The sequence below is a fragment of the Arthrobacter sp. NPDC058192 genome (assembly GCF_042883665.1).
Lineage (GTDB): Bacteria > Actinomycetota > Actinomycetes > Actinomycetales > Micrococcaceae > Arthrobacter.
Genome location: NZ_JBHVVJ010000005.1, coordinates 105,327 through 130,161, shown reverse-complemented (window position 1 = coordinate 130,161; position 24,835 = coordinate 105,327). Strand labels below are relative to the sequence as shown.

The window sequence follows — 24,835 nt, the reverse complement described above, 5'->3', positions numbered from 1 at the left end:
CCAACCAAGGAGCCCCATGATTTCCCTCTCCATCGACGGCGGCGTCGCCGAAGTAGTGCTCGACGCGCCGCACAAGCTGAACTCCCTCGACGAGCAGGCCCTGGCGGATCTTTCCCGGGCGTACGACGATGCCGCTGACGCCGCCGGACGCGGTGAGGTGCGGGCCCTGCTGCTCCGCGGCGAGGGGCGCGCCTTCTGCGCCGGCCGCGACATCGCGGGCGTGACCCCGGAAAGCGACGACGCGCAGGCATACCTGGGCGGCCTCGTCCAGCCCCTGCTGAAGAAAATGAGCGCCTTCCCCGCGCCCACCTTCGCCGCCGCCCAGGGCGCCTGCCTCGGCGTCGGGCTCGGCCTGCTGCTGGCCACGGATGTGGTGTACGTGGCGGAAAACGCCAAGTTCGGCTCGCCGTTCGCGAAGCTCGGCGCCACCCTCGATTCCGGCGGGCACTGGTATTTCAGCGAACGCCTCGGCATGCACCGGACCTTGGACCTGATCTATACGGCCGAACTCATGAGCGGCGCCGATGCCGTGGCGCAGGGCCTCTTCAGCCGGGCCATGCCCGCGGCGGACCTGCTCGAGGCCACCCGGTCGATCGTGGCCACGGTGGCCACCGGCGCGACGGGAGCGTTCCGGGCCAGCAAGGAGCTCGTGGCGCACATCCGGGACCAGCGGCTGGGATTGTGGGCGGCCATGGAAGAAGAGAACGCCGAGCAGGCGCGGCTGTGCAAGAGCGAGGACTATGCCGAGGGTTTCCGTGCCTTCCAGGAGAAGCGCAGCCCGGTTTTCAAGGGCTGACAGGCGACCGCACAGGCGGTGCCGGCCCGGGTTGAAGCGCTACTCGTCTTTGCCCCGAGGCATTCTCATTTCCCGTAGCCGCTTGTAAAGTTCGGTTATGACTCTGGGCAAAACTGTAACTAAGGCTGTCATACCTGCCGCCGGACTGGGAACGCGCTTCCTGCCGGCGACAAAGGCCATGCCCAAGGAGATGCTTCCGGTGGTGGACCAGCCGGCCATCCAGTACGTGGTGGAAGAGGCCGTCCGGGCCGGGCTGACCGATCTGCTGATGGTGACCGGACGCCAGAAGCGTGCGCTGGAGGACCACTTCGACCGAGAGCCCGCACTGGAGAGGGCGCTCGAACTTAAGGGCGACACCGACCGGCTGGAAGCCGTCCGCCACGCCTCCAGCCTGGGCCCGCTGCACTACGTGCGCCAGAGCGACCCCAAGGGCCTCGGCCACGCTGTCCTGTGCGCCCGCCAGCACGTGGGGGACGAGCCGTTCGCCGTCCTGTTGGGCGATGACCTGATCGATGAGCGGGACGAACTGCTGACTGCCATGATTGAGGTCCAGGCCCGGACCGGGGGTTCCGTCGTCGCGTTGATCGAGGTGGACCCGGCGCAAATAAGCGCCTATGGCTGTGCCGACATCTCGGCAGTGCGGGGACAGGACCACGTTCGAATCAACCGCCTGGTGGAAAAACCCGACGCCGCCGACGCGCCGTCCAACCTGGCCGTGATCGGCCGCTACGTCCTGCATCCGGAGATTTTCGACGTCCTGGAGGACACCCCGCCCGGCCGTGGCGGCGAAATCCAGCTCACCGATGCGCTGCAGACCCTCGCCGTATCCGACTGCGCAGGCGGCGGCGTATTTGGGGTGGTCTTCAAGGGCCGCCGGTATGACACCGGAGACAAACTGAGCTACCTCAAGGCCGTCCTCTCGATCGCCGCTGACCGGGTGGAGTTCGGCGAAGAGCTCCGGGCCTGGATGAAGGACTTCCTCAGCTGATCGGTCAACCCAGGGAAGCTGACCGATCAGTCCATCGGGGGTTCAGGCCCTGAGGCGGTCGCTGTTCGCCCTGTACCATTCGACGGTGCTCTTGACCCCGTCGGCCAGGCTGATCCGGGCCGACCAGCCTGCGTCGGCGAGCTTGGATACATCCAGCAGCTTCTGCGGCGTGCCGTCGGGCTTGGCTGCGTCCCAGGATATCCGTCCGTCGTAACCGACAGCCTCCGCCACGATGGAGGCCAGCTCCTTGATCGTGACGTCCGTCCCCGTCCCCACATTGACCTGGGCCGCTCCGTCATAGTGCTCCAGCAGATGCAGGCAGGCCGACGCCATGTCATCCACGTGCAGGAATTCCCGCCGCGGCGAACCCGTCCCCCAGTTTGTGACACTCCTGGCTTTCGCAGCCGCAGCCTCGTCGAACCGGCGGATTAGGGCGGGAAGAACGTGCGAGCCCTCCCGCGAGAAGTTGTCCCCGGGCCCATAAAGGTTCGTCGGCATCGCCGAGATCCAGGGCAACGAGTATTGGCGTCGGATGGCCTGGACATGCATGATGCCCGCAATTTTCGCTATTGCATAAGCATCATTGGTGGGTTCAAGGTGGCCGGTCAGCAAGGATTCTTCTCGAATGGGCTGCTCCGCGAACTTCGGATAAATGCAGGACGAACCCAGAAACAGAAGTCGCTCAGCCCCGTGCTCACGTGCCGCGTCCAGAACATTCACCTGGATGCGAAGGTTGTCGCTGAGAAAGTCCACGGGGTAGGTGCTGTTGGCCAGGATGCCGCCCACCTTGGCTGCCGCGAGCACAACGTAGCGGGGCTTGGTGGCAGCGAAGAACTCGAAGACGCCGGCCCGGTTCTTCAGGTCCAGCTCCTCTGAGGTGCACCCGACCAGGTCCGTGAATCCTTGGTCCTCGAGATGCCGCCAGATTGCCGAGCCGACCAGCCCGCGATGGCCCGCCACGTAGAACGTCCCTGCACGGTCCAAGGGGGCGGGCTCGAAGGGGACCTCGGTCCCCACTAGTTTTTCCAGCTCTCGAGGTCCACGCCGTCGATCCAGCTGTCTCCCGCGTGCTTAAGGGCTTCGATATCGGCGTCCACCATGATGCGGGCGAGTTCCGGCGTATGGACGGAGGCTTTCCATCCGAGTATTTCCTGGGCTTTGGAGGCGTCGCCAATCAGGGCATCAACCTCGGTCGGACGGAGGTACCGCTCATCGAAGCGCACGTGATCCTCCCACTTCAGGCCCGCATGATCGAAAGAGATCCGCAGGAAGTCGCGGACGGTATAGTCGCCGCCAGTCGCGAGCACGAAGTCCTCCGGCTCGTCGGCCTGAAGCATGCGCCACATGCCTTCTACGTATTCTGCGGCATAGCCCCAGTCGCGGACTGCGTCGAGGTTACCCATGTATAGCAGGTCCTGTTTGCCGGCCTTGATGGCAGCGACGGCGCGGGTGATCTTGCGAGTTACGAACGTTTCGCCGCGGCGGGGAGACTCATGGTTGAAGAGGATGCCGTTCACCGCGAACATTCCGTAGGCCTCGCGGTAGTTCCTGGTGATCCAGTAGCTGTAGACCTTGGACGCGCCATAGGGCGACCGCGGATAAAAGAGCGTCTCTTCGTTCTGGGGAGGGGGCGTTGCTCCGAACATCTCGGATGAGGACGCCTGATAGAACCTCGTTTCGATGCCCGACATCCGCACGGCCTCCAGGAGCCGGATGGTGCCGACGCCAGTTGTGTCGGCCGTGTGTTCGGGCTCGTCAAACGAAACGCGAACGTGGGACTGGGCGGCCAGGTTGTAAACCTCGTCCGGACTGATCTGGGCCAGTAGCGTAACGAGGCGGGCACCATCGCTCAGGTCCCCGTAATGGAGGAACAGCTTGGCATTGGGGTCATGCGGATCGACGTAGAGGTGATCGATTCGGGAGGTGTTGAACGTCGAGGCCCGGCGGATCAGGCCATGTACCTCGTACCCCTTGCTCAGGAGCAGTTCCGCCAGGTAAGAACCGTCTTGGCCCGTAATGCCGGTGATAAGTGCGCGCTTGGTCATTTTGTCCCCCATATGTGCGAAAGAATCAAGTGCGCGGGCTTTAGGCTGCCCGCCTGAATAAAGCTGTGAATAAATTCGTTGTACTTGGCCATAGCTGTTGCTTCGGAGAGTGTTAACTGCCGAAACCTCAGGCCGTTTCCCCCGAGTTCACGGGAAAGGTTCTTGTCGGAGCCGAGCACCTCGGCGGCTGCCACTAAGGCGGCTGGATTATCTGCATCGACACGAACTCCGGCTGCGGCGGCGGCGATTTCTTCCGCGGTAACGCTGCCCCGGTCTGTGGCTGCGAGAACCGGCACGCCCGCATTGAAGTAGGACGTGAGTTTACTCGGCACCGACATTTCCTTTACGCCGGGGAGTTCGTTCACCAGCAGGACGTCCGCGGCGGTAAGTGCAGTTTGGAACTCAGCGTCCGGAAGTGAATCGACAAAGGATATGTTGCGTATTCCTTCGGCGGCCACCTCCAGTGCCGCCCGCTGGTTTCCGTCTCCCATGAGGACGAATTGCACAGCGCTGTTGCCTGCTTCTGCCAGGCGTGCGGCTGCTACGACGTTTTCCAGTCCCTGTTTCTTGCCCATGTTTCCGGCGTGGAGAACAATCGTGTCGTCGTTATTCCAGCCGAGCTTTTCTCGGAGATCCTGCTGCCCTGCGGCCGGGGCCGGCGGCAGGTGGGTCCAGTTCCGGATGACTCGGACTTTGCGATCGGAAATGTCCAAGGCGTCGGCGATGTACCTGCGGAACCGTTCGTGAATGGCCACAATGCCGTCGGCACGGCCCAGAATCGTTGACTCCAGCCGGATGGCCAGGCGCGCCAACCGGCCGGTTGCCATGCTTGTTTCCACGACGCCCGCGCTGTACAGGTCCTGCACCCAAATAAGGCAAGGCGTCTTCTTCTTGGTCAGCCGGGCCCAGACGGCCGCCAGGCCCGTGGAGATGAGCGCGGGACTAACCAAGACAATGACATCGGGCTCGTCCCAGCGGGCGGCGATAACCCGCAACCCGAAAGTCAGTTCCATCAGAACTCTCCGGAAACCGGTGGGCTTTCTTGGAATATAGTGACGAAGCCTCTTTATCCTGACATCGTCACGGGACTCCGTTTTCTTCCAGCCGTCGTAGCCCTGATGACATTGCCATTCAGGGTAGTGCGGATAGCCCGTCAGAACACTCACGGAGTGGCCGGCAGCGGCGAGGTTTTTCGCCAGGTTTGTGGTGTACGGAGCATTACCGGACCGCTCCGGAGCGTAATTTAGCCCGATGATGGTGATTCTTGCCAATGAGACCGCCAAATACTGGTAGAAACTTGTGATCCTGATAGGAAAATCCGGGTGCTGGTGATGATCCTATGAGCGGCAAGTCAGCCCCGGCACGAGTACCGACCACTTGTCTTCCCCGGGAAAATCTCCTAGGCAATGCCGCGCATGGTCACGAGCCCAGCCGCTAGTGCCGGCCATGCGCCCTTTCTGCTTCCGAATGTAAGAATGATGCCCAGGGGAATTCCGGACAAAAGTTCTGAGACTGGGCACGCCTGCTCCCTGTCGGGTGCAGGCCTGGAGTGGGAGGGCAGCAGTGAGAATCGTCCACATAGTCACGTACGTTTCGGCAGACGGCGCATTCGGGGGGCCCATCGCGGTGGCCATTTCCCAGTTGACCGAACTTGCCCGCCAAGGACACGACGTGGAATTGATGGCGGGTTGGGACGGGGAGGCCGTTGTCCAAGCCGAAGGTGTCAAAGTCACCCTTTTCAAAGTGCTCCGGGTTTGGCCTCACGGGTTTAGCGGGCTCTGGGCGCCGGGCCTGGCACGAGCCGCACACGCTCGCGCCCGAAGCGGCGCCGTGGTTCACATCCATCTCGCCCGCGATCTGATCACGCTTCCGGCAGCTCGGGCCGTGTCGCGGCACGTCAGGCCGGTGGTGCAGACACACGGCATGGTTATGCCGGACGGCCGGCTTCTTGCCCGGCTTCTGGACCGCTTGCTAACCAGGGAGGTTCTATCGCGTGCGCGAAGCGTCCTGGCACTCACTGCAAGGGAGCAACTGGGTCTCGAGGAGGTCGCCGGGGGGCCCGTCGTCGTTGCAAGGGTCGCTAACGGCATCTCCGTTCGGCCCGTCCGGGAACTCCGGCGTAAGTCGGACGAGGTCTTGTTCCTCGCGCGACTGCACCCGCGAAAGCGGGTTATGAACTTTGCCCGGATGAGTAAAATTTTGGTCGACAGGGGAGTCCCCGTGACCTGTGTGGTCGTGGGGCCGGATGAGGGCGACTTGGCGCCCCTCATGGCCTTTGTGAAGGAACAATCCCTCGAAAAGTCGTTGCTCTATGAAGGAGTGCTGCCGACGGGACAGGCCGTGAATCGTCTTGCCCAGGCTGCCGTCTACGTGCTCCCGAGCACGGCGGAGGTTTTCCCCATGACCGTCCTCGAGTCCCTTGCCTCGGGGACTCCGGTGGTGACCACTCTCGACTCGGGAATCGCCCCTCAACTGGCGTTCCTCAAAGCCGCCGAATTGACGGACGGCACGCCGGAGAGCTTGGCGGACGCCGTCGAGCGCATCCTGTCCGGGAAGGCGCGGCGGGACAGCTTGGTATCCAACGGGTACAAGGGACTCGCAACGACGTTCAGCATTGAGGCAGTCAGTGCGCAATTGTTGGCCCTTTACGGACCACAGGCCTAGCGGCTGGGGTTGCGCAAGCCCTACCTCGTATCGAGATCCTCAAACACTAGGAACGTCTGGGTATCCAGGACGCCCGGCATGGACTGCAGCTGATCGAAGATCACCCGGCGAAGGTCAATATTGTCGACGGCACGCACCAGCAGGATGACATCGAAGTCCCCGCCCACCAGGGCGATGTGGTGGACCTCGGGAATGGCGCGCAGGAGTTCGCGCAGCTCGCGCCACGAATGCTGCCGCACCTTCAGTGTTACGTAGGCGGAGGACTTCAGGCCGGCCTTGATGGGATCCACTAGCGCAGTGAACTTGGTCAGGACGCCTTCGCCGGTGAGCCGGGCTATCCGGGTATAGGCGTGGGCACGCGAAATGTGGACGTTCTCCGCCACCTGCGTCACAGACATCCGGCCGTCCCGGGTGAGCTCGGCAATGATGTTCCGGTCCACATGGTCCAGTGGCACCGCCGCCTGGTCCTCCTCAAGCTCCGCCATTTCGTCCACAACCCCTGCCCGTAATCCAGCTCACACTTACAATTTGTCTTCAAGATTAGGGCAAATTCTGGGACTTCTCCACGATTTCCGGCAACGGTGGATACGAAACATCGGCCGGCGCCATACTGGGAAAGATTAGTGGCAACAGAAGGACGGACCAATGACGATCTCCGCGGACCACACCGCCCAGGAGCCTGCGATTAAAGACACGGCGCCACAGCCGGCCGGGCAACAGGATCCAGCCAGCGAGGCCGTGCACAAGTTTGGCATCACGGCCGAGGACTACATGCTCCCTGCCCGCCACCAGATCCAGATGGTCGGCCCCGACGGGACGCTGAACCCGCACACTGAGCAGGGCACCCAGCCCGGACACGAATATGGCCTCCCCAGCGATACCGAACTGCTGGCTGCCTACGAGCAGCTCGTCGTCGGGCGCCGCGTCAATGACCAGAACTCCGCACTCGTGCGGCAGGGCCGGATGGCCGTGTACCCCTCGAGCCACGGACAGGAGGCCTGCCAGGTTGCTGCGGCGCTGTGCCTCGCCGAGGGCGACTGGCTGTTCCCGACGTACCGCGACTCCGTGGCCGTGATGGCCCGCGGCGTGGACCCCGTCCAGACCATGACGCTGTTCCGCGGCGACTGGCACGGCGGCTACGATCCCGCCGAACACAAGGTCGGCATCCAGTGCACTCCGCTGACCACCCAGCTGCTGCACGGCGTCGGCGTGGCCCACGCCGCCAAGCTGCGCGGCGAGGACACGGTGGTCCTGGCCATGTGCGGCGACGGCGCCACGAGTGAGGGCGACTTCCATGAAGCCCTGAATTTCGCTGCCGTCTTCCATCTGCCGGTGGTTTTCTTCGTCCAAAACAACCAGTACGCCATTTCGGTGCCACTGGCGCACCAGTCCGTCGCGCCGTCGCTGGCGCACAAGGCCGTGGGCTATGGCATGGCCGGCGAACGCGTGGACGGCAACGACGTCGTCGCGCTGCTCGCCGTGCTCGGCCGCGCCGTCAAGCTCGCACGCGAAGGCTCCGGCCCCTTGCTGGTGGAGGCGCACACCTACCGGATGCAGGCGCACACCAACGCCGATGACGCCACCCGCTACCGGCAGGACAGCGAGGTCGCCGAATGGGTCGCGAAGGACCCGCTGAGCCGGATGCAGACCTATCTGAGCGGCCGCGGCCTGCTCGACAACGCAGCCGCCGACCGGATCGCCGGGAAAGCCGAGGCTGTAGCCACCCAGCTGCGCGACGGCCTCGGCGAAGACGTCCCGGTGGACCCGCAGGACCTGTTCAACCACGTCTTCTCGACACCCACCCAGCAGCTGAAGGAGCAGTCCGCCATGCTCGCCGACGAACTGGCCCGCGACGCCGCACCCACCTCAGCCGCATCCATTGCAAAGGGGTCCGGGAAATGAGCCCCACCGTCACCACGTCCTCCGAGGCGAACAACAACGTCAGCGCCGCCACGGCCCGCGCCGCCGCCACCGCGGCGGCCGCCGCTGAGCAGCAGGCAGCAAAGACGGGACCACAGACCATCACCCTGGCCAAGGCCCTGAACACCGCCATGGCCGACGCCATGCACGCAGATGACTCGGTCCTGGTCTTCGGTGAGGACGTCGGCATGCTCGGCGGCGTCTTCCGCATCACCGACGGCCTCACCAAGACGTTCGGGCCGAGCCGCTGCTTCGACACCCCGCTGGCCGAATCCGGGATCGTCGGCATGGCCGTGGGCATGGCCATGAACGGGATGCGCCCGGTCATCGAGATGCAGTTCGACGCGTTCGCCTACCCGGCCTTCGAACAGATCGTCAGCCACGTCGCCAAGATGCACAACCGCACCAAGGGTGCCGTGAAGCTGCCCATGGTCATCCGCGTCCCGTACGCCGGCGGCATCGGGGGAGTGGAACACCACTGCGACTCCTCCGAGGCCTACTACGCGCACACCGCCGGCCTGAAGGTCTTCACCCCCGCCACCGTGGCGGACGGCTACCGGATGCTCCGCGAAGCCATCGACTCCGATGACCCCGTCATGTTCATGGAGCCCAAGAAGCTGTATTGGTCCAAGGACCAGGTGGACCTGGAGGCGCTGCGCTCCGAGCACGCCGCCAACACCGCGCGCGGCACGTCCTCCGAAGGCCGCGCCGCCGTCGCCCGCCCCGGCACGGACGCGACCCTGATTGCCTACGGACCCTCCATCCCGACGGCGCTCGCCGCCGCGGCCGCCGCGGCCGAGGAAGGCCGATCGCTGGAGGTGATCGACGTCCGCTCGATCGTGCCGTTCGACGACGAGACAGTCTGCGCCTCGGTGCGCAAGACCGGCCGCGCCGTGGTCATCGCCGAGGCCCACGGCTTCGCTTCCGTCGCCTCGGAAATCGTGGCCCGGGTGCAGGAACGTTGCTTCCACCACCTCGCCGCGCCGATCCGCCGCGTCACGGGCTTCGACGTGCCGTACCCGGCGCCGAAGCTCGAGCACTACTACCTGCCCGGCGTGGACCGCATCCTCGACGCCGTTGACGACCTCCAGTGGGAAGACTGACCATGAGCGAACCGAAAGTATTCCTCCTGCCGGATCTCGGCGAGGGCCTGACCGAAGCCGAACTCGTCAGCTGGCTCGTGGCCGTGGGCGACGAGATCCGCGTGGACCAGCCGATTGCCGAGGTGGAGACGGCCAAGTCCATGGTGGAGGTGCCCTCGCCGTACGCCGGAACCGTTGCCATACTGCACGGCGAACCCGGGCAGACGCTCGACGTCGGGAAGCCACTGATCTCGGTGATGCCTGCTGGGGCTTCCGTCTCCGGCGGTGCTTCCGCTGGTGGGGCCGCCGGCGCTGGTGGGGCCGCCGCCGCTTCCGGTGCGGGGCCCGCCGCGGGTGGTTCCGCCGTGGGGGCCGCCGCGGATGATGCCGCCCCCGCCCCTTCGCCGGACGGCATTGCTGCAAGCAGCATGCCGTCCGGCTCCGACAGGCCCGATGCCACTCCCGGGGCGGCATCATCCGCGCCGGCTGGTTTCGCCGCTGGCTCGCCTTCCGCTGTCGCCGAGTCGCCTGATGCTGGATTGTCGCCTGGCGCTCCTGCTGACTCGCCGGCCGCTGTTGCCGCTGAGGCTTACCGTGAGGAGGAGAAGGCTGGGTCTGGGAATGTCCTCATTGGGTATGGGACTCCCGGCGGGCAGGGGGTTGCTCGGCGGAGCCGGGCTCCTAGGCGGGCCGCCGCTACTTCGGTCGTCGAGCCGGCCAGCGGCGTGTCTGAGGCCGAGAAGGCTGCCGATGACCTTCTGCTTCTGCGGACCCGGGTTCCCGGGAAATTGGGAGCCGTTATTTCTCCGCTGGTCCGCCGGATGGCGCGCGATCATGGGGTTGACCTGGGGGGACTCCAGGGGTCCGGGGCCAGCGGCCTCATCATGCGGCGGGACGTGGAAGCGGCCATCCAGCCCGCCCCCGTGGCGGCCAGCCGTGCCGAGGAGCCTGCCGGCGTGCCGGTCGCGGACACCGCCGCCGCGGGCACGGATGCCCGGACCGGGCTGGGCATTTCGGGGCGCACCGCCGTTCGGGGAGTGCGAAAGGCCGTTGCGGCGAACATGACCCGCAGCCGGTCGGAGATCCCGGAAGCCACGGTGTGGGTGGACGTGGACGCCACGGCGCTCGTGGAGATGCGCGCTGCCCTGAAGAAGCAGGATCCGCACAACACGCCGGGCCTGCTGGCGTTCATCGCCCGTTTCGTCACCGCCGGGCTGAAGAAGTACCCCGCGCTCAACACCAGGATCGTGACCGTAGAGGATGCCGCAGGCGGCACGATGCAGGAGATCGTCGAGTTCGACGGCATCAACCTCGGGTTCGCGGCGCAGACCGAGCGCGGACTGATGGTGCCGTCGGTGCGCAATGCGGACAAGCTCAGCGCCCGCGAACTGGACGCCGAGATCCGCCGCCTCACCGCCGTCGTCCGCGAAGGCAAGGCGACCCCGGCGGAACTGGGCAGCGGCACCTTCACGCTGAACAACTACGGCGTGTTCGGTGTCGACGGCTCCGCCGCGATCATCAACCACCCCGAGGTGGGCATCCTCGGCGTCGGACGAATCATCGACAAGCCCTGGGTGGTCAACGGCGAACTTGCCGTGCGCAAGGTCACCGAACTGACGCTGACCTTTGATCACCGCGTGTGCGACGGCGGCACAGCCGGCGGCTTCTTGCGCTACGTCGCCGACGCGATCGAGACTCCGGGAACGGCCCTCGCGGACCTGTGAGTTTGGCGCGTGAGGGGGCCGCACAGTCAGCCCTGCGCGGTCCCCTTCCCGGCGTGCCGGAGGGCTGAAAGCCGGTGCGTCACCCAGGGCGCCGGCAAGAGCAGCAGCCACAGCAGCGGGGTGTAGGAGTTAAGCGCAAACGCCGCCGGAATTGAGAACAGGAAGATTGCGGCACCGACCATCCGGGCATTGAGTACCGGCCGGTGGACCCGCGGCGCCATCTCCGGCTCCATCAGGCCAGCCCGCTCGGCATACGCCCAGATGGCCGCCATCGTGAGATAGACCGCTGCGATATTGGTGGCATACAGCACGCTTGGCCAGGGGGTGGGGTCGTCCCCGTAGTCGCTGAGGATGGACGTGGGCGCGGGAAGCATGGCGATGAAGAACAGGAGGGCCAGATTCAGCCTGGCCAGATTCACGTTGAAATGCTCGATCCTGGCGAAGTCGGCCCTGTGGGACATCCAGGTCCTGGAGATGATGAGGAAGGAGAGCGCATACGCGAACAGTTGCGGCCAAGCCTCCACGAGGGCGTCATCCAGATCGGCTGCGGGAATACCCTCGGGCAGCTTCAAGTCCAGGGCCAAGAGGGTCAGGGCGATGGCGAAGACGGCATCGCTGAAGAACACCAGCCGCTCCAGCGATGTGCCGGAATCCAACGGGAGCCACCTTTCGATCGTTCGGCGGAGCACATGGCGGATCAAATAAGGTAGCCCACACGCTACACCCTCCGGGTGCGCACGGCGATGGCTCCCGGGCGGACAGGGAGCAGTTCCGGCGGCGCCGCCTCCGGGCATTGCCGGCCGGCCGTGGGTAGAATCGAGGCCTGAACATCGCACCAAGCAACACGAAAAGCGTCGGAATTACGGAGATTTAATGTCACGTTGGCTCGAGGTCGGTCCGGACAACTACGTACTGACAACTCAAGGTTCCTGGCTCAACACGGGACTGGTCGTCGGCACTGAACGCGCCATGGTGATCGACACCGGCGGCGGCCCCCGGCAGGGCCGCGAGATCCTGGCCGCCGTGCGCGAAAAGACCGCGCTGCCGCTCGTCGTCGTCAATACGCATGCCCACTACGACCACTTCTTCGGCAATGCTGTCTTTGCCGCCGACGGCGTTACGGAGTTTTGGGCGCACGAGAACTGTGCGGCAGAGATTGAAGAGAACGGCGACGAGCAGCGCCGGCTGGTGACCGCGGACGAGCCTGAGATGGCCGCGGGCCAGGGCACCGACGTCGAGCTGGTGGTTCCGAACGCGATCGTGAAGGACCAGCCGGTCCTCGTGGACCTGGGTGGGCAGACCGCCACCTTGTTCTATCTGGGCAACGGCCACACCGACGGCGACCTCCTCGTGGGCACGGCGAGCACGCTTTTCGCCGGTGACCTGGTGGAACAGGGTTCGCATCCCTCCTTCGAGGACTCCTTCCCGGAAGACTGGGCGGACGCCCTCCGGCACCTGTCCGCGTTGCGGCACCGCTACGAGTTCCTGGTCCCCGGTCACGGCGAGCCGTGCTCGGATGAGTTCGTCAAGACCATGGCGGACACCATGACCACCGCGGCGCGGCAGGCAACCCAGGCCACCCGGGAAACTCCGGACGACGCGACCAAGGCGATCCCGATCCTGCCGTACGGGCCCGAGCAGTCGCGCTGGTTCATCAAACGCCTGCAGGAAACGCGGGCGAACCACTAGGGACGGGATGGGCACCCGATGGTAAGGGTGCTCATCATTGCCCCTAGACTTGTTCCTTGAACGATGTCAATCGAGCACTGCAGCGGTCTGCGCTGTGATCCCTGGGGGGAACGAACATGCCAGAACCGGTCGAGAACAAGACCGCCGACGCCCTTGCCGACGCTCAAGCAGCCGCAGAGCAGGCCCAACTCCCGCGACGGCGAGACCGCCGCCGCGGCGATGACTCCGACGCCTGGACAGGAACCATGCCGATCATTTCCAGCGACCAGGCCGAGCAGCGCCCCACCGCCCCCAGCAGTTCCTGGGCGGAGGCCGCCGCCGCTGCCGACGCCCCCGCGCGCCCGCAGCCGGCCAAGCCGTCCAAGGATCCGGTCGTAACGCCGCCCGCCCCCGGGGCTGCCCCAGCCGTGCCGGCACAGCCGAGCCGCTCCACCCGTTCGGCCAGTCGGTCTGCGGCCCTCGCCGAGGCGCCGGTGCCCGATTTCATCAGTTCCCCCGGCCTCTTTGTCCGCGAGCAGAAACCGCGGCCTGTCGGCGGATTCCGCGGCGCCCTCTACAACCTGACCGGCGGCGGCCTGAACCTCGGCCCGAGCGCCCGGCAGCGCGAAGAGGACGAGCTGGCACGGCGGATCTCCCGCCAACTCCAGGGCAGCTACAACACGGCCGTCCTGAGCCTCAAGGGCGGGATCGGCAAGACTTCCACGACCGTCGGCGTCGGCCTGACCCTGGCCGAATTCCGCGGCGATCCGCCCTGTGCGATCGACGCGAACCCCGACTCCGGGGACCTCGTAGAGCGTGCCCTCGGCGAGGGGATCTACCAGCAACAAAGTCCCCGCACCATCACGGACCTGCTCAAGAACATCGAATCCATCGATTCCCTCACGGCCCTTGCCCGGTACATGCACCATGCCGGCAGGCTGCACCTCATTGCCGGCGAACAGGATCCCGAGGTTTCGGACTCCCTGACGGCGGAGGAGTACCTGCGGATCCGCAAACTCATCTCCGGTTACTACTCGGTGGCGCTCATTGACTGCGGCACCGGCGTGACTCACAACGCGATGAGCGGCATCCTGCAGTCGGCGGACAACCTGATCATCGCGGCAGGCTATGCCGTCAGCGGCGCCAAGCGGGCCCGCAGCACGCTGCACTGGCTGGCCAGCCACGGCTACGCGGACCTCGCCAGCAACGCCGTCGTTGTCATCACGGACAAGGACGAGGTCTCCAGCCGGGTGGACAAGGACGCCATCGAGGAACACCTGTCTGGCATCTGCCGCCAGCTGATCGCGGTCCCGCACGACCGCGGCGTGGCCGACGGCGACCTCGTGACCCTGGACGTCCTGCGGCCGGAAACGCGGCGCGCTTACCGGGAAATTGCCGCCGCGATCGTGGACGGCTACGTCTAGGTCAAAGCTGTTGTTGCTCCGGAAGTGACTGCTGAGCCGGAGTGCGCCAAAGGCGTAACCCGGTTGTTCGGGTTGTCCGGCGGTGGTATCCCGCCTTAGATTTAGGCATGGCAAACAACTACGCCGGGGACGAAGCCGCCCTGCAACTGCAGGATCTGCTCATGTCGACGGACAACGTCGAGGACTTCCTCGGCCGTCTTGCGGAGTTCTCGGCGGTCACCCTGAGCCGCACCACCGGAGCAGAGATCGAATGCGGGGTAACCCTGCAACGGCGGAAGCGGATGACGACGGTCGCGGGCAGCAGCCCCCACGCGGTCATTCTCGACCGGATTGAGCACAGTTATGGCGACGGCCCCTGCATCCTGGCGCTGCGGATCAAGGAGGTCGTCCTGCTGGCGGACGTGGACGAGGATCCCCGCTGGCCCGGATACCAGCGGGAGCTCGCGGACAAAGGCTGCCACAGTACGCTGGGCGTTCCGCTGGAAATCGGCCCGGACGCCGCGGCCGCCCTGAACTTCTTCGCTTCGGACACTGGACTGTTCACCGAGGAGGCCATCGCCGCGGCCGCCGGATTCGCCGATCTCGCCGGCCGGGCCCTGCGCCTCGCCGTCCGGATGGGAACCATGCAAACCCGGGCAGAAGATCTGCAGGCCGCCATGGAGAACCGCACGTCGATCAATCTGGCCTGCGGCGTGGTCATGGCGCAAAACCGCTGCTCACAGGACGAAGCCATGGCCATCCTGACCCGGGTCTCCAGCAACCGGAACCAGAAGCTGCGGGACGTCGCCGCCGACGTGCTCCGCAACCTCACAAACGAGGAAGTCCGCACCCACTTCGACGCGTAACCCCGGAGGGGGCGCCAGGGGCGGAGTCCCGGCGGCCCCTAGGATGAAGGGGATGACCGCAACAAGCCTCGCCCCCTTCAGCCTCCGCACCATCGCCGTTCCCGCCTTCGGACCGGCCCTCATGTTCAGCCTTGGCGAAGGCGCGATCCTGCCCGTGGTCGCACTGTCCGCCCGCGACCTCGGCGCCTCCGTGGCCGGTGCCGCCCTGATCGTTACGCTGATCGGACTCGGATCCTGGTTCTTCAACCTGCCGGCGTCTTTGATCACCTTAAAGTTCGGCGAACGCTGGGCGATCGTGGGGGCTGCGGCCGCGAGCGCCGTCGCCCTCGCTGCCGCGGCTGTGGCGCCCCTCTTCCCCGGCGGGATCTGGGTGCTCGCGGCGGCGATGGTCGTCGTCGGCATGGCCGCCAGCGTCTTCAGCCGGGCCCGGCAGAAGTACCTGACCGAAGCCGTTCCGGTCACGCTCCGGGCGCGTGCCCTGTCAACGCTCGGCGGCGTCACCAGGATCGGCATCTTCATTGGTCCGTTCGTCGGCGCCGGGGTGATGCAGTTTGCCGGCATCGCCGGGGCCTACTGGGTGGGCGTCCTGGCGATGGCTGCGGCGGCGGCCGTATCCCTCAGGATCCCGGATCTCGAGGTGCCGCCCCCGGCCGACGGCGTTTCGCCGAACCAGCCGACCCTGCGCAGCATCGCGGTATCCCACTCCGGCGTCTTCCTGACCGTGGGCGCGGGGGTCCTGCTGCTGAGCGCGCTGCGGGCCTCACGCCAGGCGGTCATCCCGCTGTGGGCCGATCACCTGGGCCTGGACGCCACGCAGGCCGCCCTCATCTACGGCATCTCCGGCGCCATCGACATGCTCGTCTTTTACCCGGCGGGAAAACTGATGGACCGCAAGGGCCGGCTGTGGGTGGCGGTCCCGTCCACCCTCATCATGGGAACGGCCATGGTGCTCATCCCGCTCAGCACGGACTTCGTCTCGCTCATGCTGGCGGCGCTCCTGATCGGCTTCGGCAACGGGATCAGCTCGGGCCTGAACATGACGCTCGGCGCCGACTTCTCCCCGGACAACGGCCGTGGCCAGTTCCTCGGCATCTGGCGCTTCATGGCCGACGCCGGTGCCACCGGCGGGCCGGTCTTGCTCTCGGCCGTCACCGCTGCCGCGTCCCTGGGTGCCGGCGTGGCGGCGACCGGTGTGATTGGCTCCGCCGCCGCAGCAGTATTCGCCGTTACCATTCCGCGCCTCAGGCACGGCCGGAACTACTGATTCCCTGGGCCTCGCCGCCGGGTCAACACCGCACCCTCGCTTGCTCAGCCGGGGTGCGCTCCGTGCGGGGGGACTTTGACGGGCTTTGCAGGGGAGAGGCCGGGTTTCCCCGGCGTGTCCGTGTCAAAGTGCCCCCGGACGGTGCCGCGGGGTTCGCCGGCGGCTCCGAATCGCCCTCGGGCGGTGCGGCGAGATTCGCCGGCCGGTGCCCCTCCTGCGGCGGCTAGGTGTCCCCCTGCCGGGCGGCGAGCCCGAACAGCCAGACGCCCGCCACGGTGCCGAGGTAACCCGTAATGACGATCAGCGACGTCCCGGCCCAGAAGTAAGTCGTAGTGCTGCTCTCCTGCCCGCCCGGGGCGATGCTCAGCAGCCCGAAGACCGCCACACCGGCCGCGGCAAGGCCAACAAGGACGGGGAGCGCCAGCCACACCCGGGCTGAGGCCCAGTGTTGGTTGTAGCCATCCCAGACGTTCCAGCGCGGGCCCGTGCGGATAACCAGCCAGCCGGCCGGGATCATGAAGGCGCCCACCACCAGGAAGGCCGCCACCACGTCGGCCGGCCGGTGCCACTGGTTGATCAGGGTGGATACCCCGGTGGCGACGGCGAAGCTGCCGCCCAGAAAACCGGCCAGCGGCCGCCAGCGCGGCGAGACCATGAGGAAGACGGCGGCGGCGGCCGAGGCCGCCATGGTGGTGTGGCCTGAGGGCAGCGAATTCAGCTCCAGAGTTTCGACGCCGCGGTACGGCCGGACCGGGAGCAGGTCTTTCAGGATCTGGGTGGCCAGGTTGGCGCCCACGCAGGCCGCCACCGCGATCCCCGCCGCGGCCCACCGGCGCCTGAGGATGGTGACGAAAATGACCACGACCGACGCGATCACCACGGAAAGCGCCGGGAGCCAGTCCAACAGCTTGGTGGCGGCCCTGCCCGCGGTACCGCTGAGCTCCACGGCTTCCACGAGGGCCGATTCGTCAATGAACTGGCCTGTGGTGGTGCGAACAAAGAAGACATACGTGGCCGCCAGCGCGGCGACGCAGGCGACCGTTGCCAGCGCGAACAACATGGCAATGCCCTTGCGGGGGGACCACTCCGGCCGCGGCTTGGCGGCCGGGCTCTCGGGGACTTGGGCAGGCAGGTCCCCGGAGGTGCTTTGCTGCCGAAAAGTCATGGCATCAAGGGTCGCACAGAACCCTGCACGCCGCCTGATGGACACCGCGGCCACGACTGCACGGCCCGGCCAAGTCCGGGACAGCCTCGCACTACAGCATCCCAGTACAGTGGCATCATGCCCGCCCTTCCCCTAAACCCAGACGCCCCGCACCCCTTGGACCCCGTTACGCCTCCTGCCGCGGCCCTGCCCAGCTTCGACGAACTCCTCGCCGGCGCCCATGTGGTGAGCCTGCCGATGCGGGTGAAGTTCCGGGGCATCCTGCAGCGTGAGGCCCTGCTGCTCCACGGACCCGTGGGCTGGGGCGAATTCGGGCCGTTCCCGGAATATGGGGACGCCGAGGCTTCCCGCTGGCTTGCCGCCGCGGTCGAGGCCGGCTGGTCAGGGTTCCCGAAGCCCTTGCGCGACAGCATCCCGGTCAACGCCACCGTGCCGGCCGTGCCCGCGGACCGGGTCCCGGAAGTCCTGGCCCGCTTTGGCCGCGTGGATGCGGTCAAGGTCAAGGTCGCCGAGCGCGGCCAGAGCCTCGACGACGACGCCGCCCGGGTCGTCGCCGTCCGCGAGGCGCTCCCGGACGCCGTCATCCGGGTGGACGCGAACGGCGGCTGGGACGTCGCGGAGGCCGTTCCGGCACTGACCCGGCTGGCCGCCGTCGGGCTCGAATACGCCGAACAGCCCGTGCCGGACATCGCGGGCCTGGCCGAAGTCCGGCGGCAGCTGCGGGCCTCCGGGGTCCCCGTACTGATCGCGGCGGACGAAAGCGTGCGCAAGGAGGACGATCCCCTCAAAGTGGCGCGCACCGGCGCCGCGGACCTGATCGTGGTCAAGGTTGCCCCGCTTGGGGGAGTGCGGCGCGCCCTGGACATCGTGGCGCAGGCGGGCCTTCCCGCCGTCGTGAGTTCGGCGCTGGACACCTCCGTGGGGATCCGGGCCGGGCTGGCCCTCGCAGCCGCCCTGCCGGCGCTGCCGTACGCCTGCGGCCTCGGCACGGTGTCGCTGCTCGCGGCGGACGTCACGCAGGATTGCATGGTCCCCGACGACGGCGCTATCGCCCTCCGGGACGTCCGCCCGGCACCGGAACTCCTGGCCGAGCACGCGGCATCCCCGGAGCGCCGGGACTGGTGGCTGGACCGGCTGCGGCGGGTGCACGCCGTGCTGGCCGCATCGACTGCTCAGTAACGACTCTTTTCGACCTTTACCGGCCCTGAACAGGGCTTTTACGGAGCAGCGGATGGGGTTCGGGACAGGGGGAAGCGTTCACCGGTTCTTCATCTAGGAGACGTCTCTCGGTAGCCCGCGGCTGGAAGGGTGAGCGCGACCGCATCTCACTCCCATGGAAGGTCTCTCCATGTCGGTATCCTCCGAACGCAAGTTTTCCCTGCTCCCCATGCTCGGCCACACGAAGGGCAAGCGCAGCCCCGTCACGTGTGCCCTGAAGTGCGACAACGCCTGCTCGGGCGAGGTCTGCAACACCAGCTCCAACAGCTACTTCCGTGACATCGCCTCCGCCACAATGTCCCGCCGCGCCGCCCTGGGCTTCGGCGCCGCCGGCGCGCTCGCCGTCGTGCTCGGAAACGCCGTGACGTCCGCCGGAACGGCCGTTGCCGACGGCGGTCCCGGCCTCGCTGCCGCCGCCAAGAACGGCTTCGGCCCCTCCAAGCTGCAGTTCACCGCCATCGCACCGGTGGACGCCGCAGTGGACAAGCTGACCGTCCCCGCCGGGTTCACCTGGCAGCCGGTCATCCGCTGGGGCGACCCGCTGTTCCACGACTCGCCGGCCTTCGACCTCGAGCACCAGAGCGCGGCGGCACAGGCCCGCCAGTTCGGCTACAACAACGACTACACGGACATCCTGCCGATCGAAGGCGCCAAGGACCGCCGGGCGGTGCTCTTCACGAACCACGAGTACACCAACGAGAACATCATGGTCCCGGCCGGCTTCGACCCCGCCGAAACCCGCGCGATCGGCCGTGCCGCGCACGGACTCACGGTCGTGGAGCTGGAACGGAAGAACAAGAACAAGCCGTGGAGCTACGTCAAGGGCGCCCGCCTGAACCGCCGCTTCCTGACCGACACCACGTACCAGCTCGACGGTCCCGCCGCAGGATCCGCGCTCCTGAAGACCGTCGCCGACCCGTCCGGCCGGGCCATCAAGGGCACCCTGGGCAACTGCTCCGGCGGCACCACCCCCTGGGGCACCATCCTCTCGGGCGAGGAAAACTTCAACGGCTACTTCGCCACGCCCGGGACCTCCGACGCCGATAAGCGCTACGGCCTGACCAGCAAACCGACGGCCCGCCAGTGGGAACTCGATGACCCGCGCTTCGACACCCGCAACGCCGGGTTCGAGAACGAGGCCAACCGCTTCGGCTGGATCGTGGAAGTTGACCCCTTCGATCCGTCGTCGACACCCCGCAAGCACTCGGCGATGGGCCGCTTCAAGCACGAGGGTGCCAACGTGATTGTCGCCAAGTCCGGCCACGTGGTGGCGTACATGGGCGACGACGAGCGCTTCGACTACCTGTACAAGTTCGTCTCCAGGGACACGTACCGGGAAGGCGACCGCCGGCACAACCTGACCCTCCTCTCGGCGGGCGACCTCTACGTCGCCAAGTTCACGGGCAGCTCCGCCCCGGCCGAGATCGACGGCTCGGGCAAGCTCCCGGCCGACGGCGCCTTCGACGGCGCAGGTGTGTGGCTGCCGCTCGTGGTAGGCGGCCAGTCGAAGGTGGCCGGGATGTCCGTGGAAGAGGTGCTGGTCTACACCCGCCTCGCCGCGGACAAGGTCGGCCCGACCAAAATGGACCGCTGCGAGGACGTCCAGCCCAGCCTGCACACGGGCAAGGTGTACGTCGTCTGCACCAACAACACGGACCGCGGCAAGGCGGGCAAGGAGGCGGCCACGGAGGTCAACCCGCGCAACCTCAACCGTGACGGCCACATCGTGGAAATCACCGAAACCGGGGACCAGGCGTCCACCACTTTCGGCTGGAACCTGCTGATGGTCTGCGGCGACCCGGCAAGGAACTCCGCGACGTACTTCGCCGGCTTCCCCGCGGACCGGGTCTCGCCGATCTCCTGCCCGGACAATGTCGCCTTCGACTCGGTGGGCAACCTCTGGATCTCCACGGACGGGGCGCCCTCCACCGTCGGCTACGCGGACGGCCTCTTCAAGGTGACGCTGGACGGTGCGGAACGCGGCAAGGTGGAGCAGTTCCTCGCCGTCCCGCGCGACGCCGAGACCTGCGGCCCGGTCATCCACGACGACGAACGGACCGTTTTCGTTGCCGTGCAGCACCCGGGCGAGGAAGGCACGTTCGCCGAGCAGCACTCGTACTTCCCCGACTACGTTGCCGCCGGCGCGGCGCCGCGGCCGGGCCAGGTCCGCGCCCCGCGTCCGTCCGTGGTCCAGGTGTTCCGCACCGACGCATAGCCCCCCACCCCCGACGCTCTCTCACGTTTGCCGGGTTCGGTGTCGATGCTCCCGCACATTTGGCAGGTTTTCTCCGGACGCTCTCTCACGTTTGGAATTTTCACGGCCGGACGTGAGGGAGCGTCGGTCGTTTGGGGGCCGGACGTGAGGGAGCGTCGGGCGTTCGCCGGCCGGACGTGAGGGAGCGTCGGTTGTTTGGGGACCGGAGGTGAGGGAGCGTCGGGGGAGGTGCGAACTGATAATTTGGGACTGTGAATAATCCGGCCGAATTGGTTGTCCCCAGAGTCCAGGCTGCAATTGCCACCGCGTTCGGCGACGAGTTCCGGCAGACGGACCCGGTGGTCAGGCCCTCTCAGTTCGCCGACATCCAGGTCAACGCCGCCATGGCTTTGGCCAAGAAGGCCGGCCTGCCGCCGCGGGACGCCGCCGCAAAGATCGTGGCCGCCCTGAATCTGGACGGCATCTGCACCGGCGTGGAAATCTCCGGGCCGGGATTCATCAACCTGAGCTACGACGGCACCTGGATCGAGGAACTGCTCAACTCAGAATCCGCCGAAGCCGCGACCCCCGCCAAAGCCGTCCCGCCCGCCGCAGCACCGCAGCGCGTCGTCGTCGACTATTCCTCCCCGAACGTGGCCAAGGAAATGCACGTGGGCCACCTGCGCACCACCGTGGTGGGCGACAGCCTCGTCAAGGTGCTCGAAGCCCTCGGGGATTCGGTGATCCGGCAGAACCACATCGGCGACTGGGGCACCCCCTTCGGCATGCTGATCGAGCACTGGCTGGAGATCGGCGAGGACTCCCCGGAGGCGGCGCTGCTGGTGGAGGATCCCAGCGCGTTCTACCAGGCGGCCCGGGCCAAGTTCGATGCCTCCGCCACCGACGCGGACGGCTTCGCCACCAGGGCCCGGCTCCGCGTCGTGGCCCTGCAGGGCGGTGACCAGGAGACCTTCGCCGTCTGGCAGCGGCTCGTGGCCCAGTCCAAGCGGTACTTCAACGCCATCTACTCCACGCTGGGCATCAGCCTCACCGACGACCACATCGCCGGCGAAAGCTCCTATGACGCTCATCTGGCACAACTGTGCCAAGAACTCGAGGAACGCGGCCTGGCCCGGACCAGCGACGGCGCCCTGTGCACCTTCCCCGAAGGCTTCACCGGCCGGGACGGGCAGCCGCTGCCGCTTATCATCCGCAAGTCCGACGGCGGTTACGGTTACGGCACCACGGACCTGGCCACCATCCGCTACCGGGTCCGCGATCTGCAGGCCGACCGGATCCTCTACGTCGTGGGCGCCCCGCAGAACGTCCACCTGCGGATGGTCATGGCCACCGCCCGCGACGCCGGCTGGCTGCCGGACACGGTCCAGGCCGTGCACGTGCAGATCGGCAACGTGCTGGGCGAGGACGGGAAGATCCTCAAATCCCGTTCGGGCGCCCCGGTGAAGCTCATGGCCCTGCTCGAAGAAGCCGTGGACCGTGCCCGTGCCGTCATTGACGCGAGCCGTCCCGAGCTCAGCGACGAGGAACGCGCGGTGACCGCCCGCCAGGTGGGCATCGGCGCCGTCAAGTATGCGGACCTCTCCACCGGCCACGACACCGAGTACGTCTTTGACTTCGACCGCATGCTCGCACTCAGCGGCAATACGGGCCCCTACGTGCAGTACGCCGCCGCGAGGATCCGCTCCATCCTGCGCAAAGCCGGCGTGCTGGAACAGTTCACCAGCGGCGGTGCCGCCGAGACTGGCCCCGACGGGCCAGCCACGGCGATCGCCGTCGTCGAACCCGCCGAACGCGCGCTCGCCCTGCACCTGCTGGAATTCACCACGACACTGAACAAGGTGCGGGACACGCTCGAGCCGCACCGTCTCTGCGGCTACCTTTTCGAGCTTGCGCAGCTGTTCACGTCCTTTTACGACCAGTGTCCGGTGCTCAAGGCCGAGGAATCCGTCCGGAACTCGCGGCTGGCCCTGTGCGCGCTCGTGCTGCGCCGCCTGTCCCTCGGGCTGGACCTGCTGGGCATCGAGACGCCGGAGAACATGTGAGCCCGGCCGAACCGGCCGCCGCGCCCGCCTCGGGCGGCCTGGCCGCGGTGGCGGCGGCGCGGATCGCCGTCGACACGCTGCTCGACGCCGGGGTGCGCCACGTCGTGGTGTCCCCGGGCTCCCGCTCGGCGCCCATGGCCTACGCCCTGGCCGAGGCCGACGCCGCCGGCCGCGTGGAGCTGCTGGTCCGGACCGACGAGCGCTCCGCCGGCTTCACGGCCCTCGGCCTGGCCCTGTCCACCGGTGCCCCCGCCGCCGTCCTCACCACGTCCGGCACGGCGGTCGGCAACCTCATGCCGGCCGTGATGGAGGCCAACCACGCCGCCGTGCCGCTTGTGGTCATCTCCGCGGACCGGCCGGAGGAACTGCGGGGGACCGGGGCCAACCAGACCACCGTGCAGCTTGACCTGTTCGGCGAGCACGTTCGCTTCGCCGTCGACGTGCCGGCAGGCAGCGATCCGCGGCGTGCGGTGGAAACGGCCCTCAGCGCAGCCACCGGTGCTTTCGAGGACACGCCGCCCGGGCCGGTCCAGCTCAACCTGGCCTTCCGCGACCCGCTGGTCCCGGCCGCGGGAGACAGCCTGCCAGCCGCCGCGGGGCGGAGCGTGTACCGGACCGCGCGGAACCCCTTGGCGCTGGACTTTCCGGCCGCGTCGGCGGACCTGCCGGAGCGGCGCACCGTGGTGCTGGCCGGGCACGACGCCGGTCCCGTCGCCGAGGCGTTCGCCCGCGCGCACGGCCTGCCGCTGCTGGCCGAGCCCTCCTCGAATGCCAGGTTCGGCCCCAACGCCGTGGGGCCTTACCGGCTGCTGCTGGAGCACTTCGGCCCGGACGCGGCACAGCCGATCGAGCGTGTGGTCCTGTTCGGCCGGCCCACCCTGTCCCGCCCGGTCACCGAGCTGCTGGCCAGGGCCGACGTGCCCTCTGCCCTGTACCAGCCCGTGCCGGTCGCATGGTACGAGCCCGGCCGCCGGACCGAACTGCCGCTGGAAACCCTCGCGGACCTGGCCGACTTCGCCGGCCGCGGGTCCGCCGCGTGGCTCGATGCCTGGCTACTGGCCGGGGCCGCAGCGCAGCACGCCGTCGACCTGGTCCTCGCCGGGGCCGACGCCGCGACCGGACCGTCAGTCGGCGCCGAGGTCTGGAAGCACAGCCGCGGCCAGCTTGTCCTGGGCTCCTCGAACGGGATCCGTGACGTCGACCTCGCGGCGGCGCCGCCGGCGGAGCCCCAGGCCACCATGTACGCCAACCGCGGACTCGCCGGGATCGACGGCACCACCTCCACCGCCACGGGCATCGCGCTCGGCGGACGGCAGGAAACCACCGTGCTGATGGGGGACGTGACGTTCCTGCACGACGCCGGCGGGCTCCTGCTCGGCGCCGGGGAGGCCGAACCGCTGCTGCGGATCGTGGTGCTCAACGACGCGGGCGGTGCCATTTTCGGGCTCCTGGAGCACGGCGCGGTGGCCGCGTCCGGCCGCTACGGCACCGCCGTCGAACGCCTCTTCGCCACCCCGCAGCAGGTGGACCTCGCCGCGCTTGCCGCGGCCTACGGCGTCGCTCACCGCAGGGTCGGGACGACGGCGGAACTCGCCGACGCGTTGTCCGCCCCGGTGGAGGGCCGCAGCATCATCGAAGTCCGCACGGACCGGCACCGGCTCGGGGAGCTGCACCGGGCCATCCGCGCCGCCGTGGCCACCGCCGTGGAAGGCCTCCCACAGGCCTAGCTCGGAATTGGACGCGCGTCGTGCCCTGCGACGCGCAAAATACCCACC

Annotated in this window: 20 protein-coding genes; 14 read left to right on the top strand and 6 right to left on the bottom strand. The window is 67.5% G+C overall.

Annotation, left to right across the window (positions count from 1 at the left end; all coding sequences use genetic code 11):
* Positions 1-16 precede the first annotated feature (16 nt).
* Entirely contained in the window at positions 17-796 is a 780-nt protein-coding gene (locus tag ACFVVK_RS07025) for an enoyl-CoA hydratase/isomerase family protein (RefSeq protein WP_390265330.1), read from the top strand.
* A gap of 97 nt (positions 797-893) precedes the next feature.
* On the top strand, positions 894-1,784 hold the full coding sequence (gene galU / locus ACFVVK_RS07020) for a UTP--glucose-1-phosphate uridylyltransferase GalU (RefSeq protein ID WP_390265327.1): 891 nt from the start codon (positions 894-896) through the stop codon (positions 1,782-1,784).
* 42 nt (positions 1,785-1,826) lie between these two features.
* Here galU and ACFVVK_RS07015 read toward each other — a convergent pair whose 3' ends face one another.
* The 3 genes from ACFVVK_RS07015 to ACFVVK_RS07005 are packed head-to-tail and all read right to left on the bottom strand — an operon-like array spanning position 1,827 to position 5,100.
* Positions 1,827-2,801: a GDP-L-fucose synthase family protein gene (locus tag ACFVVK_RS07015; protein ID WP_390265324.1), complete on the bottom strand. Its 975-nt coding sequence runs from the start codon at positions 2,799-2,801 to the stop codon at positions 1,827-1,829.
* Positions 2,801-3,829, bottom strand: coding sequence for a GDP-mannose 4,6-dehydratase (gmd, locus tag ACFVVK_RS07010; protein WP_390265321.1), 1,029 nt, complete (start codon positions 3,827-3,829; stop codon positions 2,801-2,803). Before gmd ends, ACFVVK_RS07015 begins: the two co-directional genes overlap by 1 nt.
* A complete protein-coding gene (locus ACFVVK_RS07005; protein WP_390265319.1) occupies positions 3,826-5,100 on the bottom strand; it encodes a glycosyltransferase family 4 protein in 1,275 nt (424 codons plus the stop codon). The genes gmd and ACFVVK_RS07005 overlap by 4 nt, the downstream gene beginning before the upstream one ends.
* Positions 5,101-5,365: 265 nt before the next feature.
* On the opposite strand from ACFVVK_RS07005, the gene ACFVVK_RS07000 reads away from it, so the two are divergent.
* A complete protein-coding gene (locus tag ACFVVK_RS07000; protein WP_390265316.1) occupies positions 5,366-6,493 on the top strand; it encodes a glycosyltransferase in 1,128 nt (375 codons plus the stop codon).
* A 20-nt stretch (positions 6,494-6,513) separates the two neighbouring features.
* Here the strand turns inward: ACFVVK_RS07000 and ACFVVK_RS06995 are convergent, their stop codons facing one another.
* On the bottom strand, positions 6,514-6,978 hold the full coding sequence (locus ACFVVK_RS06995; protein WP_390265314.1) for an Lrp/AsnC family transcriptional regulator: 465 nt from the start codon (positions 6,976-6,978) through the stop codon (positions 6,514-6,516).
* A 160-nt stretch (positions 6,979-7,138) separates the two neighbouring features.
* Between ACFVVK_RS06995 and pdhA the strand changes: the two genes are divergently transcribed.
* Genes pdhA through ACFVVK_RS06980 form a run of 3 tightly spaced genes read left to right on the top strand, consistent with a single transcriptional unit; the run spans position 7,139 to position 11,219 of the window.
* The gene (pdhA, locus tag ACFVVK_RS06990) at positions 7,139-8,395 is read left to right on the top strand and encodes a pyruvate dehydrogenase (acetyl-transferring) E1 component subunit alpha (protein WP_390265312.1); all 1,257 of its coding nucleotides are present in this window, start codon (positions 7,139-7,141) and stop codon (positions 8,393-8,395) included.
* Complete coding sequence (locus tag ACFVVK_RS06985) at positions 8,392-9,516, top strand: alpha-ketoacid dehydrogenase subunit beta (RefSeq protein ID WP_390265309.1); 1,125 nt, start codon at positions 8,392-8,394, stop codon at positions 9,514-9,516. The genes pdhA and ACFVVK_RS06985 overlap by 4 nt, the downstream gene beginning before the upstream one ends.
* Before the next feature lie 2 nt (positions 9,517-9,518).
* Complete coding sequence (locus tag ACFVVK_RS06980) at positions 9,519-11,219, top strand: dihydrolipoamide acetyltransferase family protein (protein ID WP_390265306.1); 1,701 nt, start codon at positions 9,519-9,521, stop codon at positions 11,217-11,219.
* Positions 11,220-11,245: 26 nt separating this feature from the next.
* Here ACFVVK_RS06980 and ACFVVK_RS06975 read toward each other — a convergent pair whose 3' ends face one another.
* On the bottom strand, positions 11,246-11,875 hold the full coding sequence (locus ACFVVK_RS06975) for a TMEM175 family protein (RefSeq protein WP_390265304.1): 630 nt from the start codon (positions 11,873-11,875) through the stop codon (positions 11,246-11,248).
* 217 nt (positions 11,876-12,092) lie between these two features.
* Here ACFVVK_RS06975 and ACFVVK_RS06970 point away from each other — a divergent pair, with 217 nt between their 5' ends.
* The 4 genes from ACFVVK_RS06970 to ACFVVK_RS06955 all read left to right on the top strand — a co-directional run bounded on the left by ACFVVK_RS06970 (position 12,093) and on the right by ACFVVK_RS06955 (position 16,420).
* Positions 12,093-12,908 carry an MBL fold metallo-hydrolase gene (locus ACFVVK_RS06970; protein WP_390265302.1) on the top strand — a complete coding sequence of 272 codons (816 nt, stop codon included), beginning with the start codon at positions 12,093-12,095 and terminating at the stop codon, positions 12,906-12,908.
* A 116-nt stretch (positions 12,909-13,024) separates the two neighbouring features.
* On the top strand, positions 13,025-14,311 hold the full coding sequence (locus tag ACFVVK_RS06965) for a MinD/ParA family protein (protein WP_390265299.1): 1,287 nt from the start codon (positions 13,025-13,027) through the stop codon (positions 14,309-14,311).
* 107 nt (positions 14,312-14,418) lie between these two features.
* Complete coding sequence (locus tag ACFVVK_RS06960) at positions 14,419-15,156, top strand: GAF and ANTAR domain-containing protein (protein ID WP_390265297.1); 738 nt, start codon at positions 14,419-14,421, stop codon at positions 15,154-15,156.
* A 52-nt stretch (positions 15,157-15,208) separates the two neighbouring features.
* A complete protein-coding gene (locus ACFVVK_RS06955) occupies positions 15,209-16,420 on the top strand; it encodes an MFS transporter (RefSeq protein ID WP_390265294.1) in 1,212 nt (403 codons plus the stop codon).
* Positions 16,421-16,643: 223 nt separating this feature from the next.
* Here the strand turns inward: ACFVVK_RS06955 and ACFVVK_RS06950 are convergent, their stop codons facing one another.
* A complete protein-coding gene (locus ACFVVK_RS06950; RefSeq protein ID WP_390265292.1) occupies positions 16,644-17,585 on the bottom strand; it encodes a phosphatase PAP2 family protein in 942 nt (313 codons plus the stop codon).
* A 237-nt stretch (positions 17,586-17,822) separates the two neighbouring features.
* On the opposite strand from ACFVVK_RS06950, the gene ACFVVK_RS06945 reads away from it, so the two are divergent.
* The 4 genes from ACFVVK_RS06945 to menD all read left to right on the top strand — a co-directional run bounded on the left by ACFVVK_RS06945 (position 17,823) and on the right by menD (position 24,787).
* A complete protein-coding gene (locus tag ACFVVK_RS06945; RefSeq protein WP_390265619.1) occupies positions 17,823-18,764 on the top strand; it encodes an o-succinylbenzoate synthase in 942 nt (313 codons plus the stop codon).
* Positions 18,765-18,933: 169 nt separating this feature from the next.
* Positions 18,934-21,018, top strand: a complete 2,085-nt coding sequence (locus tag ACFVVK_RS06940) for a PhoX family protein (protein WP_390265289.1) — start codon at positions 18,934-18,936, stop codon at positions 21,016-21,018.
* A 251-nt stretch (positions 21,019-21,269) separates the two neighbouring features.
* Positions 21,270-23,060, top strand: coding sequence for an arginine--tRNA ligase (gene argS, locus ACFVVK_RS06935; RefSeq protein WP_390265287.1), 1,791 nt, complete (start codon positions 21,270-21,272; stop codon positions 23,058-23,060).
* The gene (gene menD / locus ACFVVK_RS06930) at positions 23,057-24,787 is read left to right on the top strand and encodes a 2-succinyl-5-enolpyruvyl-6-hydroxy-3-cyclohexene-1-carboxylic-acid synthase (protein ID WP_390265284.1); all 1,731 of its coding nucleotides are present in this window, start codon (positions 23,057-23,059) and stop codon (positions 24,785-24,787) included. The genes argS and menD overlap by 4 nt, the downstream gene beginning before the upstream one ends.
* The last annotated feature ends 48 nt before the right edge of the window (positions 24,788-24,835 follow it).